Raw genomic sequence first — 14,034 nt, 5'->3', positions numbered from 1 at the left:
GATCCTCCTAGCGAGCGCGGGTGCGAAACATGCCGTCCGCCATTCGATATCCTGCATAGCTGAACATCAAACCGCCGCCGACAGATAGCAGTATGTAGAGATATGCAAGGCCAACCTGCCCGACCTGATAGAGTTTCCACGCATCGACCGTAAACGTGGAAAACGTCGTGAATGCTCCGATGAGGCCTGTGCCCAGGCCAAGCCTGATGTTTGGGTGGATGGGCAACCGCTCACTGGTCATCGTATTTAACCATCCGAGCGCCAGGCAACCCGCCCAGTTGATAAGGAGCGTGGCAACGTTGAAGCCGTGGGAAGTTCCTACCCATTCGCTGATGATGTAGCGCAATATGGCACCGACAAATCCCCCAGCGGCGACGGCCAAATACGGCAACGACCTCACCATCCTCAGTAAACTTGTCCTCAGTATACACAAGCCTCATAGAATCTCGAAACAAATGAGTGATATAGCAAATGATGGAACGCCCAGTTGCATATACTGTGTAAAGCCCTTGTCCACAGGTTTGTGAGACATGGCCAGATCAATCCCCGGAGGTGCTCGGTGTTGCCGACCAGCCGCTATTTTCGTGTCGCCCTGTCGGTCGCGGCGACGCTTTTGTGCATCTATTTATTTGGCCTGTTACGGGGATTTTTTATGGACATCTGGGCCGTCATCAGTACGGTCTTTTATCCATTTCTCGCGGCTCTTATCATCAGCTATATCCTCCAGCCAATCGTCGAATTGCTGCATCGTCGGCGTGTACCGCGCAGCGCCGCGATTCTCTGTATTTATTTCACCTTCGCCATTTTGGTGGTGGTTGCGGTACTCAACGCCGTGCCCGTCATTTCGCGTCAGATATCGCAGCTTGTCAGCAGTTTGCCTGCGATCACGGCGCAAATCAGCCATTGGATGGACATGGTGAACAGCCGTAAGCAATACCTTCCGAACGCTGTTCGCGTGGGGCTCGAAAATGCTCTGCAGCAACTTGAACATCGCTTTGAAACAGCGCCCACGGGTATCTTCTCGTTCATCAGCAGCACCATCAACGCCATTTTCATGGCGTTCATCGTTCCCTTTCTCGTGTTTTACATGTTGAAGGACGCCAAGGCCATCGGCCGGGCCATGGTCGGTTTGGCCCCCGTTCGCTACAAGCGCCGCGTGCGTATCATTCTTCACGGCGTCGACCAGACCCTTGGCGGATACATCCGCGGCCAGTTTCTTGTGATGTTGGCGATAGGCATTCTGGCGTTCATCGGCTATTTGATTATCGGTATGCCGTACGCGCTCTTGCTCGCGCTGTTTTTGGCTATCGCTGACATCATCCCGTACCTTGGTCCAATTATCGGCATCGCACCGGCCGTCATCATCGCACTGACAGTCAGCCCTGCGCTTTTGATCAAGGTCGTGATCGTCAACATTGCGGTTCAGCAATGTGAAGGTAACCTAATTTCGCCGCAAATTATGGGAAGAACGTTAAAATTGCACCCGATGGCCATCGTCGCAGCTCTCTTGATAGGCGGCGAACTCGCCGGGGTGGTCGGACTCATCCTCGCGGTGCCCACACTGGCCGTGCTCAAGGTTGTTTGGTCAAGTTTTGCGGATGAACGGCGATCCCGCATACCCAAGTGAATTGACAGCAGCGCACGCGACCGATAGAATCAAAAATCGACAAAGCGATGCGGAAGCTGAGTACGTCGAAGTTCCACTCGTTCAGAGAGGGCGGGCATCAGGTGCGAGCCGCCCCGTGTGGCCGGCCGAAGCTACTTCCAAGCGCATGCTGACAAACGCATGCCGGGTACGCCCGTTACCGCGAAGAGGGACAAGCTCTCAGCTTGTAACCAGGGTGGTACCGCGGGTGAAAAACAGCTCCCGTCCCTGAGGGGACGGGGGCTTTTTGCGATCTTCTCAATTTTCTGCTACAAACGAGAAAGTCGAGGGAGGACGTGTTCTCTATGAAATCGCTGACTGGACAACAGATTCGCCGCGCATTTCAATCGTTTTTCGCAGCGCGTGGGCATCAGGTGCTGCCAAGTTTCAGCCTTGTGCCGCACGACGATCCGACACTTTTGTGGATCAATGCGGGCATGGCGCCGCTGAAACCTTATTTCGATGGTCGCGAAATCCCCGAGATTCCGCGCATTGTCGACGCACAAAAGTGCATCCGCACCAACGATATCGAAGAAGTGGGGCATACGGCTCGCCACCAGACCTTCTTTGAGATGCTTGGAAACTTTTCGTTTGGTGATTACTTCAAGAAAGAGGCCATCACCTGGGCATGGGAGTTTCTTACGCAGGTGCTCGAGATGGAACCTGAGCGCATTTCGGTGACCATTCACGTCGAAGACGACGAAGCCTTTGACATCTGGCACCGCCAGGTTGGTCTGCCGGAAAATCGCATCTATCGTGGCGCGGAGGATAACTTTTGGGAAATCGGCGAGGGGCCGTGCGGTCCGTGTTCGGAAATCTTTTACGATCGCGGTGCCGCGTTCGGTTGCGGAGCAGCGGATTGTAAGCCCGGTTGCGACTGCGATCGCTTCTTGGAAATCTGGAACTTGGTGTTTACACAGTTCAACAAGGGTGCGGACGGAGAGTACACGCCACTTCCCAAGCGGAACATCGATACCGGCTCTGGCCTGGAACGCCTCGCCTCCCTTTTACAAGGCGTCGCGAACAACTTCGAAACCGATCTGTTCCGCCCCATCATCGATCGTACAGGCGAGATTGCGGGTCGGCGCTACGGTGAGTCAGACGAGGACGATATCCACTTCAAAATTGTCGCGGATCACCTGCGCACGGTGACGTTTGCCATCGGCGACGGCGTGTTGCCAGGCAACGAAGGCCGCAGCTACATCATCCGCCGCTTGCTCCGCCGTGCGGTTCGCAGCGGTCGACGTCTCGGTATTGAGAAGCCGTTCATGTATCAACTCGTCGCGGTCGTCGATCAGATCATGGGCGAAGATTACCCCGAGATTCGCGAGAAGCGAAGCCTGATTGAGCGTGTCGTGCGCACAGAAGAAGAGCGTTTCCACGAAACGCTTAGCGGGGGCGAGGCTTTGCTGTCCGAGTTGATGGCAGAACTCAGCGCCAAACATGAGACGGTGATCGCCGGGGCTGACGCATTTCGCCTGTATGACACATATGGGTTTCCGATCGATTTGACGATTGAAATCGCCAAGGAGTCGGGCTTTACGGTCGATCGCGAAGGTTTTGACGCGCAACTGGAGGCGCAGCGGACGCGTGCGCGCCAGGCGCGTCAGGTGGCGGAAGGTATGCAGAGTCAGCGCGGCGCACTTGAGAGTATCGATCAGCCATCGAAATTTGTGGGCTACGAGGAGTTGACCGTCGACGCGGAGATCGTCGCGCTTGTTCAAGATGGCGAGCGCGTCGATGGGGTGAGCGTCGGCAGCGAGGCGCAGGTCGTTCTCGACGTGACGCCATTTTACGCCGAAAGCGGCGGACAAGTCGCGGATCGCGGCGAGATCGTCAGCGCGAGTGGGCGGGCACAAGTCGTCGATGTGCGTAAGGCGCCGCACGGGCAGAACGTGATGACCATTCGTGTCATCGACGGGTCGTTGCATCAGGGAGACGCCGTGCGCGCCCATGTCGATGCAGAGTTGCGTCGCGACACGGTGAAGAATCACACGGCGACACACCTGTTGCACAAAGCTTTGCGAGAGATTCTGGGCACGCACGTCGCACAGGCTGGATCGCTCGTCGAACCAGAGCGGCTGCGCTTTGACTTTTCCCACTTTGGGCCCCTCACGGACGAGGAACTGGCCAAGGTCGAGGCGCATGTCAATGATGCGATCTGGCGCGATCACCATGTCGTCATTCGCGAAATGGATATCGACGATGCCAAGTCGCTCGGCGCGATGGCGCTTTTCGGCGAGAAATACGGCAAGCGCGTGCGCGTCGTGCAAGCCGGCGAGAGCATCGAGTTGTGCGGCGGCTGTCACGTCGAGCGAACGGGATTGATTGGCCAGTTCCTCATCGTATCGGAGACCGGCATCGGCAGTGGAACGCGGCGCATCGAAGCGGTGACAGGCCGGCACGCCTATGCTGTGGCAAGGGAACGCGACGCCGAGTTGCGTGAGATCGCCCAAATCGTGAAAGCGACCCCGACGACGGTGGTCGATCGCGTCAGCCGCGTGCTCGAAGAGGCGCGAGTGCTCGAAAGAGAACTGGAATCAGCGAAGGCTCGTCTCAACCACGGCCGGGTCGCCGAACTGGCAAAGCGGCAAGAGATGATTTCCGGTGTGCCGGTGATTCGGGCGGCCATCAAGGATGTCGATATGGAAGGCTTGCGCCAACTGGTTGACGAGTTGCGCGTCGGCCGCGAAACATACATGGTTGTCCTCGGTTCCGTGCACAATGAGAAAGTTCAATTTGTGGCTTCGGTTTCCAAGGACCTTCAGGAGAAGGGCTTCCATGCCGGGCAAATCGTCAAACAGGTTGCGTCCATTGCCGGCGGGGGTGGTGGTGGCCGCCCGGATATGGCGCAAGCGGGCGGACGCGATCCCGAAAAATTAGGTGCTGCGATCGAAAAAGTTGCGGAAATTGTGGAGGCCGTCGCAGGAGATCGGGCGGTCTGAGCCGAACTAAGGGACGAAGCTATTCTTGCGTCGGCTGACGCTCGAGCGAGGTGCGGGCTTTGACAAACCAGGATTTTGACAGCACGATGCGGTTTGAGACGAAATCGGAAAACGCCGAGGCGCGTCACGCTTTTCAGGTGGCGTATCGCGCTTTGAAGGAAAAGGGCTATAATCCGATTTACCAGATTGCCGGCTACCTGATTTCCGGAGATCCCGCATACATCACAAGCCACTTGGATGCGCGCAACACGATTCGGCGGATCGAACGAGACGACTTGATTGAAGAACTGGTGCGGGCCTATGCCGCACTTCACGGCGATGCGGACGCTGGCCGTTGACTATGGCGAGCGGCGCGTCGGGATAGCCCTGTCGGATCCGACAGGGCTTATCGCGTCGGCGCTGACCGTCATTCAGCGCGAGACGGATGAGCAGGTTGTCGATGTCATCACAGGGCTGGTCGCGCAGCATGGCGTGGAACGGATTATCGTGGGCAACCCCATCACGATGAAAGGGGAAGCAGGCGAAAAGTCACAGCGAGCCGCAGCATTCGCCATGCAGTTGGGCGCACGGCTGAACGTACCGGTGGAACTCTTTGATGAGCGGCTGACAACCGTCAGTGCTGAGCGTGCTTTGTTGGAAGGAGATGTGCGCCGGAAGCGTCGGCGCAATGTGATTGACGCGGTGGCGGCGACGATTCTATTGCAGCACTATCTGGACGCACACCGCTAAGGGATTTCGCTCCGGTTAGACGGAAGGTGAAACGATGGCAAAAGAGGCGCGCCAGAGTCGGTTGGACAAGCGATTGCGTCGAATCGCTCTGGCGCTCGTGATGTTGGTTGTACTTGTGGTCTGCATGGTCGTGGGCTGGTATCGCACGAGTTTGGCTCCGGTGTCGGAGCGCACGTCTCTTATGAAAGTCGTGGTGAATCGAGGGGAAAGCGTCGGAGCTGTGGGCAGGGATTTGGCCGCACGTGGGTTGGTGCGCAGCGCAGCGGCGTTTTCACTGTATGGGCGCTTACACGGCGCCCTCGCCATTCAAGCAGGGACATACGCGCTGTCCCCGGACATGGGCGTTCCGCAGATGTTCGCTAAGCTGTCGGGTGGCGACGTCGTTTCCGCGGCGGTGGATGTCACCATCCCGGAGGGCTACGACATTGCCGACATTGCGGCAACGCTTCAGAGAGACGGCGTCTGCTCTGCACAATCGTTTTTACGGGCGGTGCAGAGCAACGACTTTACGCAACCGTTTCTGCAGAGACTCGATGGCCGCAAGCAGGTCCGCTATCGGCTCGAAGGTTACTTGTTTCCAGATACCTATCAGTTCCTTCGCGGTGAAAATCCGAAGGACATCGTCAACGAAATGTTAAACGACTTCGCGTCACGTGTGCTCACACCTGCAAACCTCAAGTTGATGCAGGCAAGCGGGTTGTCCTTGAACCAGGTGGTCACGGAAGCGTCGCTCATCGAAAACGAGGCCGAGGTCGCGCAGGAGAGACCGCTGATTGCGAGCGTGATCGACAATCGACTGAAGTTGCACATGCGATTGCAAATCGACGCGACGGTTGACTACGCGATCGGGCATCATCTCGCGGTGGTGACCGATGCGGATATTTTGGACGCGAAAAATGCGTATAACACGTATTTGGTGGCTGGCTTGCCGCCCGGGCCGATTTGCAGTCCTGGCCTGGCCAGCATTGAGGCTGTGCTGCATCCCGCGCACACGCAGTATCTGTATTATGTTGCGAAGGAAGATGGCAGCGGTGAACACTATTTTGCACAGACCTATGCGCAGCAATTGCACAATGAAATGTTGGCTGAGCAGAATGTGAAGCGCGCACACTCGTAATGTTTCCAGAGAAATGATCACATAACGCATGCTCCTGCTGGATATGGTAAAACCAATCGGTGGAGGTTTCCTTTAGCGTCCTTCACGCGTGAGGCGATGTTATGCAGAGATGGAGCGATATGCCGGCGACCAAACGCCGGCTTTTGTTCATTCACGGGATATGGCTGGTGGCCATCCTGGGCCTTTCTGCGAAGTTGGTTGCGGTGATGGCGTGTTTGCGGTTGGGCAGTGGCGTCGAGTCGAACATCCGCGGGCAGCGTTGGCGAATCGACTTGGAACACTTTCGCACGGAGATGGTGGCGGATGGTCGCGGCCAGATTCGGTTTCGCGATGGCACCCCGTGGTCGCCGGCAAATGAGTCGGTACAGCGTGGCGTCGGCTTGGCGCCAGAACTGGTAGGCCGTGTCGGGAAGCCAGACGTCTGGCCTGACCCACAGTTGGTCGTACCGGAGGTGGGACGCGGCGGGCTCGAACAGGCCTTGGATCCCGTTCTGCGATCTCGCCGCCCGGCGCTCGTTGGCCAGTTGGCCATGGCGGACGGCCGCACGCAGCCTGCATTTGGCTCCCTGGGTGGGTACGGCTTATTGCCGAGGCGCGGTGCCGATATTGTGACGACCATCGATTCCCGTCTGCAAACGCGGGCGGAGGAAATCCTGCGCGATCGCGGGATGCGGCATGCGAGCATTGTCGAGATCGACTTGCGTCATCGAGATGCTTTGGTCGTGGCCTCCGCGGCGCACGGCGTTGAAAGTGATGCTCTCACGGCGATCGCGCCGGGCTCCGTCTTCAAACTGGTGATTGCGGCGGCGGCTCTCGACACGCATGTCACATGGTCGAAGGAGCGGTTTATGTGTGATGGCGTCGTTCATCTTCCGCACGTCGCCATGCGCTGCTGGCGTGTGCATGGGGAGCTTTCGATCGCGGACGCCATCGCCCAGTCATGCGATGTGACCTTTGCCGAGCTGGGCGTTCGCCTGGGCCGCACAGCAATAGAGAAATCCGCTCATCGGTTCGGGCTGCCGTCCACAGGTCTGGCACCTGTTTTCGCCGGACAAGCCACCATTCCCGAGGCGCAGCGTGGCATCGTGTTTCGTCGCAGTGGCGATGATGCTGGGCTTTTGGCCAATACCGCAATTGGCCAGGAGGACGTGCGCATGACGCCACTCGCTGGTGCAGTGTTGGCGGCAACCCTGGCCTCTGGCGGCGAGTATAGACCTGCGCGGCTCGTGCTCGGGTGGCGTACAGGCGGGCGCTGGCTGCCAATGGCCGTACCGCCCGCGGAACGAGCCTGCGGCCGCTATACGGCGGCCGTGATCGGACAAGCCATGTGGCGTGCGGTGCACGATCCGCGGGGAACGCTGTACGCGTTGCACACGTATTCGATCGCGGCGAAGAGTGGCACCGCCGAACTGGCAGGCGGTCGCGTCAATGCCTGGGTGGTCGGCTATCGCATCGTGGGAGGCTGCCCTTCGTCAGCATTTGCTATCGCGGTGGCGGACGAGCCGAGTGGGCAGGCGCACCGCGATCTATTGACAATCGCCAAGGCATGGTTGGCACAACCAGCTTCTGCTATGATGAAGTCATGAAACCACGGTTCGGATTTTCGCGTGTACGAGAGATAATGGTTGCAGAGAAGTCGCGGCGATGGGGCGGTCGCGACATCGGGTTTTGGATCCGGCGGCTGGTTGGCGCAATCGTGATGCTCATTGTCTACTTGCCGCTTGCACACGGTTCGCTGGTCCTGCGCATTTTATACGATGTCCTGATTTTCGGACAATGCGCGATGATTCTCGGCTTGGCCGATCGGCGCCGCCGCCGGTGGGCCCCCTGGGTGACAGGCGTGGCGCTGGCACTTGCTGCGGCGTTGGTGGTGTTTGGAGACCAACCATTACATCATGCGACAGACGCTCTATGGCCGCTTTTAGGCTGGCTCGCCTCGATGATGGACGTGATCGATCCGCTGTTGACGGTGTTATACGCCTTGGTGAGCCTGATTGTTGTGCTGACGAGCGGCATGTCGCCGATTTCGGCGGCTGTCGAAGGGTTTGGACTTGTCGTGCTTTTCTTTGGCGTGCGCGCCGGAGCGCTACGGCGCCGCGAGCACGAGCATCTTGTCAACGCGTACGCCGTGTTGGCGAGGGAGACGGAAACAGCGGTACGCCAAGCGGAAGTTATCGAGCGGTTGCGGGTAGTGCGGGACATGCATGACGGTACCGGATACCGATTGACGTCGCTGATCGCGCAATTGGAGGCGATGCGCACGGCCGCCTGCGGGGACAGGTTCGAGGATGCGGCAAAGCTGTGCGATGAGGCGCTAGCGGCTGCTCGTCAGGCACTTTCGGAACTCAGGAGCACGGTCAGTGCCATAGATGCTTCGATGGCCGGGGAAGACACCGTGGATGCTGGATTGCTGCGAACCTTGGTGGCGCGTTTTGAACGGTCGTTTCAGATTGCATGCACACTGGACATACCGTCCGCCATTGACGAACTGCCGCCAAGTATCACTGCGACACTCTACCGCGCCTTGCAAGAATTGTTGACCAATGCGGCCCAACATGCGCAAGCACGCCGGATCGACGTGCGCTTGTCCCACGACAGCGGCATCGTCACACTCGAGGTTACGGATGATGGCGTGTTGACCGATGTGTCCAGCCTTCAGGAGGGATTTGGCATACGTTCGATACGGGAGCGCTGCCTGTCGCTCGGCGGGAGTTTGACATTGGCTGTGGCGGGCGATCACGGCATGCACGCGACGGTTGTTCTGCCGATGGCCGCGCAGTGATGTAGTGCGCATTCATATCGTGCTGTAGCAGAAATTCTGTCCAGCCCGCATACAGTTAGCAGCGTCACACTCGACAACGGTCGACAGGAGGTGGGCGTTCTGTCTGGAATTTTGACGCTGCTCGCGCTCGTGCTCAAAGATGTTTCCCTCTTTGTCTCCTATGTAAAAAATGGCGCGTTTCCACAGCCTTTGTCCGCCGACGAGGAGCGGGACGCCATTGCCCGCCATGCACAGGGCGACACAACTGCTCGTAACTTGCTCATCGAACACAACCTGCGCTTGGTCGCACACTTGGCTAAAAAGTACGAAACATCGGGTGAAGACCAGGAAGACCTCATATCGATTGGCACCATCGGGCTCATCAAGGCTGTGGAAAGTTACAGTGCCGACAAAGGTACGAAGTTGGCGACTTATGCTGCGCGTTGTATCGAGAACGAGATCCTGATGTATTTGCGAAGCACAAAAAAACACCGCCGCGACGCGTTGTTGTCGGATCCCATCGGCACCGACAAGGACGGTAACGAGATGACGTTGGCCGACTTATTGGGTTCCGATCCCGACGAAGTCATCGACACTGTCGACCTGTCATGGGAGAGGCAAAAGATGTACGAATGTCTGCCGATGCTGCCCGCGCGTGAGCGAGAGGTTTTGTGCAAGCGCTTCGGCCTTCCTGACGGTGAAGAGCGCACACAACGGGAAATCGCAAAAGAATTAGGGATCTCTCGCAGTTACGTATCGCGTATCGAACATCGCGCACTTGGCAAGTTGTACGAAAACATGCGCAATGCCAAGGCCTCGCAGCCCGATTCACCCGTGTAAACGAGTGCGTTTGCAGCCAAGCTGTCTATACGGGCCCAGAGAACCCAAGTAGACGGTTTGGCTGTTTTGCAAACTATGCTTTTTACGGCGGCTATGCTATCATGTCTTACCGTCATAAGTGAACGGCCTTGGAATTGGGTGAGAAATGTGGGAGTTTTGTCTCGGCTGATGCCGGACGAGTACGTGCGTTCCATTTACGAAATCGACTTGGATGGCCTTTGGAATCGTGGAAAGCGTCTCATTTTGACCGATCTCGACAATACGTTGGTACCCTGGAACCATCCGCAGGTGCCAGAGGAGCTCGCAGATTGGTTGCAGATGGCGCATGCCAGGGGCTTTCATGTCTGCATTGTCTCGAACAACGGCGAGGCGCGGGTCGAGGCTTTTGCCCGGGCCTCGGGGTTGCCTGCCGTGGCTGGCGCGAGAAAGCCGAAATCGGCAGGTTTTCGCGCTGCTTTGGAGCGGTTTCAACTCCCAGCCGATGCGGCCGTGATGGTTGGGGATCAGTTATTTACCGATATACAAGGAGCCAATCGGCTTGGTATGTACACTATTTTAGTCCTGCCGCTGGATCCGCAAGAGTGGTGGGGTACGAAAGTAGTGCGCATGGCCGAGCGCGTTGCCTTGATGATGCTCTACGGCCGTGGACTTAAGCGGCCACATATGGTAAGCGACGGGAGGTCGAAAGATGGTCGATGAAGCGATTTGCCTTGGATGTGGTGCGCCCCTGCAAAGCAGCGACGAGGACAAGCCTGGTTACGTGCCTGCAAGTGCCATCGGAAAGCCGGATGCGCTGTGCAAGCGGTGCTTTCGGATCCGTCACTATGGCGAATTTTTGCCGGTGACCGTCGATGAATCGACGTATCAGGCGCAGGTATCCCAGATTTTCGATCGACCGGGTCTCGTTCTCTATGTGGTTGACGTGTTCGATCTCGCTGGGAGTCTCGTCCCCAACCTCGCCCGTTTTGTATTGACGAGCGAAGTTGTGGTCGTTGTCAATAAGGTCGATCTGCTGCCAGAACGCGTGCAGTACACGCGTCTTGCGGAGTGGATTCGTGAACAGGTGGAGCGCACTCGCGTGCCGGTGAGCGATGTGTTGTTCGTCAGCGCTGAAAAACAGATTGGGATGGAGCAGGTGCTCCAGCTCGTCGAGTGGGAGACGGAGCGGCCGGTGTATGTGGTCGGGATGGCGAATACGGGCAAATCGACCCTGCTCAATGCCATCGCCAGCAGGCTGAGCGACAAAAAGGCGCCATATACGGTGTCGCGTCGCCCGGGGACGACGTTGGCTCTGTCAAGGCTCGAAATCGCAGGTCGGTACGGGAGAATCGAATTATACGATACGCCAGGGCTCATTCACGAAGCGCGCGCAATCGAGCGGCTCTGTGCCGACTGCTTACGCGTCGTCGTGCCGCAAAGCCGCTTGCGGCCGCGCGTGTATCAGCTGAATCCTGAGCAGTCCCTGTTTTTGGGGGGGATCGCGCGGTTGGATTTCACCCGGGGAGAAAGGCAGCCGGTCGTCCTGTATGTTGCGAACGACTTACCGGTTCATCGTACCAAGCTCTCTCGAGCCGACGAGATTTGGGAACGACATCAGGACGATATCCTGCACGTTCCATGCTCCACTTGCCGCCCGGATTTCGCGGTTCGCAGCAGCATTCGGCTGCAGCGCGTCCGCCGCGGCGAACAGGTGGTGCGAGGTAGCCTAGCCATCTCAGGTCGGGGCAGCGACATCGTGATCCCGGGGCTTGGCTGGATTGCACTGTCTGGACGCTTGTTTGACGGCGTGTTGACGTTACCGGATTGGCTTCGGCCGAGCTTGCGGCCGCGCCTCGTGGGTGATTTGTCACGGCGTGTGGAAACGGGCGTACAAAGGGGAGAGGAACGATGAAACTGTTCGGGGTATTGGGTAACCCCGTTGCCCATTCCTTATCGCCCGCTATGATGAATGCGGCCTTTGCGGCCGATGGCATCGACGCGATCTACGTGCCCTTTCGCGTCGAATCTGAAGACTTGGATGACGCGTTGCGCGGCCTAAAAGCGCTTGGTGCCGTCGGTGTGAATGTGACGATTCCGCACAAACTTGGAGCTTTTGCCTGGGTCTCTGAGCGTACGCGAGAGGCGGAACTTGTGCAAGCAGTCAACGTCGTCCGTTTCACCGGCTCCGGCGCGATCGGCCACAATACGGACGTCAGTGGTTGGTGGCGATCCGTCGAACACGCGATGCCGGCAGAGCCCTTACGCGTCGTCATTCTTGGCGCTGGCGGCAGTGTGCAGGCCATTCTCGCCTCACTTTCCATCCATCGTCCCAGTGCAGACGTCGGAATTGCCGCGCGGCGTGCAGAAGCGGTTTTGCAGTTGGACAAGCAATTCGGCAACCGGTTGCACTTGCGCCATGTGCCGTGGGCGGATCGGCATCAGGCGGTGGGCGATGCCCATGCCGTGATTCAGTGTACGCCGCTTGGCATGTGGCCCAACGCCGATGCGTCTCCGATTGACGATCCTGAGGTGTTCAGACCCGGGCAACTGGTTCAGGATATCGTTTATCGGCCGCTCGAGACTGCGTTTCTGAAGATGGCGAAGGCAGCGGGGGCGACGGTCGTCGACGGCGCTTCCATGTTACTCTGGCAGGGTGTCGATGCATATGAATGGTGGCTTTCGCGAAAGGCTCCGGCACAGGTGATGGCGGATGCGGTGTATGGCACTCTGAATAAGGAGCGGGCGGCTCCATGAACCGTGAAAACGGGGTGTGGTATACTGAAAGCGACTTTCATGGTTCGCAAGCGGACCCCCTGCCTGCGACGTCGGCCAAGAGGGTGTTGCTCTTTGGCGGTACGTTCGATCCGCCGCATGTGGGACATCTGACAATGGCCCAACTGGCATATGAGCAAACGGGTGTCGACGAAGTTTGGTTTCTACCTGCTCCGAGTCCACCGCACAAAGCGGACATTGCGGATGACACGTTTGCTTGGCGCGTCGCCATGGTTTCGGCCTTGCTGCGTGGCAGGCCGCACTTGCGCACCATGCCGCTGGAAGCGAGACTGCCGCGGCCATCTTACACGATCGATACGGTGAAGGCGTGTAAACAATGGTACCCGGACGTCGACTTTATGTTTTTGCTGGGTGCCGACAGTCTGGCCCACCTGCCGACATGGAACGGGGCAACGGAACTGTGCAGCCTGATTCCGATTGTCGTAGCGGCGCGCGCAGGATATCCGGTCGCAGAGACCGTCGCGGCGGTACGAGGCGCGTTGCCAAGCTTGCAGGTTGGCGTGATCGAAATGCCTTTGTTAGACGTATCGTCGACATGGTTGCGCCAGCGCTTGGATCATGGGCAAGATACGTGTGAATTGGTTCCTGAGCGCGTGCTCGGTGTTTGGTGGCGGGGATCGAATGGAGTGGCGAAGGATGGCGGAAATCAAGCTTGAGCGTTTGCTGCAGGATTTGCGAAGACAACTGTCTGACGTTCGTTTTCGCCACGTTGAAGGCGTTGTGCAAACTGCGCGGGATTTGGCCAATCGCTTCGGCGTTTCACCAAGCAAAGCCGAGATAGCGGCCTGGCTACATGACTTTGCGCGCGAATGGTCGAAAGAGCGGTTGCTGCGCTATGTGAAAGAGCACGCCATGTCGCTGCCCGACGAATGGCTCACCGTACCTTTGCTGTTACACGGACCGGTTGCTGCGCATATTGGAAAGCAAACGTATCAAATTGATGATGAAGAGATTCTCGATGCGGTACGGTACCACACGACAGGCAGACCAGACATGACAGATCTCGATCTCGTGCTGTTCGTCGCAGATGCCGTCGAACCGAATCGCTCGTACCCAGGCGTTGAGACCGTGCGCGCGGCGCTGGAAGCCGGACTGGCAAATGCGGCGCGCGCAAGCCTCGACAACACGATGACTTACTTGATTGCCACCGGCCGCCCTCTCGGTTTACTGGCGGTAGCGGCACGCAATTCGCTTCTCGAGCGGGGAGCGTAAACATGATGGTCAA

Annotated in this window: 14 protein-coding genes and 1 other annotated feature; of the genes, 13 read left to right on the top strand and 1 reads right to left on the bottom strand. The window is 58.1% G+C overall.

All coding sequences use genetic code 11. The annotated features are described in order from the left end of the window. Window positions 1-7: 7 nt before the first annotated feature. Window positions 8-391, bottom strand: coding sequence for a fluoride efflux transporter CrcB (gene crcB / locus C7445_RS07320; protein ID WP_424922993.1), 384 nt, complete (start codon window positions 389-391; stop codon window positions 8-10). Window positions 392-559: 168 nt separating this feature from the next. Here crcB and C7445_RS07315 point away from each other — a divergent pair, with 168 nt between their 5' ends. From C7445_RS07315 to yqeK, 13 genes are all read left to right on the top strand, one after another. After that, window positions 560-1,627 carry an AI-2E family transporter gene (locus C7445_RS07315; protein ID WP_243835032.1) on the top strand — a complete coding sequence of 356 codons (1,068 nt, stop codon included), beginning with the start codon at window positions 560-562 and terminating at the stop codon, window positions 1,625-1,627. A gap of 38 nt (window positions 1,628-1,665) precedes the next feature. Next, window positions 1,666-1,878, top strand: a binding site (T-box leader). Between the two features lie 72 nt (window positions 1,879-1,950). Then, on the top strand, window positions 1,951-4,590 hold the full coding sequence (gene alaS, locus C7445_RS07310) for an alanine--tRNA ligase (RefSeq protein ID WP_134159417.1): 2,640 nt from the start codon (window positions 1,951-1,953) through the stop codon (window positions 4,588-4,590). A 59-nt stretch (window positions 4,591-4,649) separates the two neighbouring features. After that, window positions 4,650-4,928 carry an IreB family regulatory phosphoprotein gene (locus C7445_RS07305; RefSeq protein WP_424922992.1) on the top strand — a complete coding sequence of 93 codons (279 nt, stop codon included), beginning with the start codon at window positions 4,650-4,652 and terminating at the stop codon, window positions 4,926-4,928. Continuing rightward, entirely contained in the window at window positions 4,891-5,319 is a 429-nt protein-coding gene (gene ruvX, locus C7445_RS07300) for a Holliday junction resolvase RuvX (RefSeq protein WP_243835031.1), read from the top strand. Before C7445_RS07305 ends, ruvX begins: the two co-directional genes overlap by 38 nt. A 34-nt stretch (window positions 5,320-5,353) precedes the next feature. Beyond that, the gene (gene mltG, locus C7445_RS07295) at window positions 5,354-6,436 is read left to right on the top strand and encodes an endolytic transglycosylase MltG (protein WP_134159416.1); all 1,083 of its coding nucleotides are present in this window, start codon (window positions 5,354-5,356) and stop codon (window positions 6,434-6,436) included. 101 nt (window positions 6,437-6,537) lie between these two features. Next, a complete protein-coding gene (locus C7445_RS07290) occupies window positions 6,538-8,022 on the top strand; it encodes a penicillin-binding transpeptidase domain-containing protein (RefSeq protein WP_134159415.1) in 1,485 nt (494 codons plus the stop codon). Continuing rightward, window positions 8,019-9,218, top strand: a complete 1,200-nt coding sequence (locus tag C7445_RS07285; RefSeq protein WP_166669043.1) for a sensor histidine kinase — start codon at window positions 8,019-8,021, stop codon at window positions 9,216-9,218. The genes C7445_RS07290 and C7445_RS07285 overlap by 4 nt, the downstream gene beginning before the upstream one ends. Window positions 9,219-9,317: 99 nt before the next feature. Beyond that, a complete protein-coding gene (gene sigK, locus C7445_RS07280) occupies window positions 9,318-10,037 on the top strand; it encodes an RNA polymerase sporulation sigma factor SigK (RefSeq protein WP_134159450.1) in 720 nt (239 codons plus the stop codon). 168 nt (window positions 10,038-10,205) lie between these two features. Then, entirely contained in the window at window positions 10,206-10,736 is a 531-nt protein-coding gene (locus C7445_RS07275) for a YqeG family HAD IIIA-type phosphatase (RefSeq protein WP_243835030.1), read from the top strand. Then, window positions 10,726-11,928 carry a ribosome biogenesis GTPase YqeH gene (yqeH, locus tag C7445_RS07270; protein ID WP_134159413.1) on the top strand — a complete coding sequence of 401 codons (1,203 nt, stop codon included), beginning with the start codon at window positions 10,726-10,728 and terminating at the stop codon, window positions 11,926-11,928. The genes C7445_RS07275 and yqeH overlap by 11 nt, the downstream gene beginning before the upstream one ends. Continuing rightward, entirely contained in the window at window positions 11,925-12,770 is an 846-nt protein-coding gene (locus tag C7445_RS07265) for a shikimate dehydrogenase family protein (protein ID WP_134159412.1), read from the top strand. Before yqeH ends, C7445_RS07265 begins: the two co-directional genes overlap by 4 nt. Further along, window positions 12,767-13,465 (top strand): nicotinate (nicotinamide) nucleotide adenylyltransferase, encoded by a 699-nt coding sequence (gene nadD / locus C7445_RS07260; RefSeq protein ID WP_134159411.1) that lies wholly within the window; start codon window positions 12,767-12,769, stop codon window positions 13,463-13,465. Before C7445_RS07265 ends, nadD begins: the two co-directional genes overlap by 4 nt. After that, window positions 13,446-14,021 (top strand): bis(5'-nucleosyl)-tetraphosphatase (symmetrical) YqeK, encoded by a 576-nt coding sequence (yqeK, locus tag C7445_RS07255; protein WP_243835029.1) that lies wholly within the window; start codon window positions 13,446-13,448, stop codon window positions 14,019-14,021. Before nadD ends, yqeK begins: the two co-directional genes overlap by 20 nt. Window positions 14,022-14,034: the final 13 nt, after the last annotated feature.

This window comes from Alicyclobacillus sacchari, assembly GCF_004366795.1.
GTDB lineage: Bacteria > Bacillota > Bacilli > Alicyclobacillales > Alicyclobacillaceae > Alicyclobacillus > Alicyclobacillus sacchari.
The sequence above is the reverse complement of the archived record's forward strand: the minus strand, read 5'-3'. Positions and strand labels throughout refer to the sequence as shown.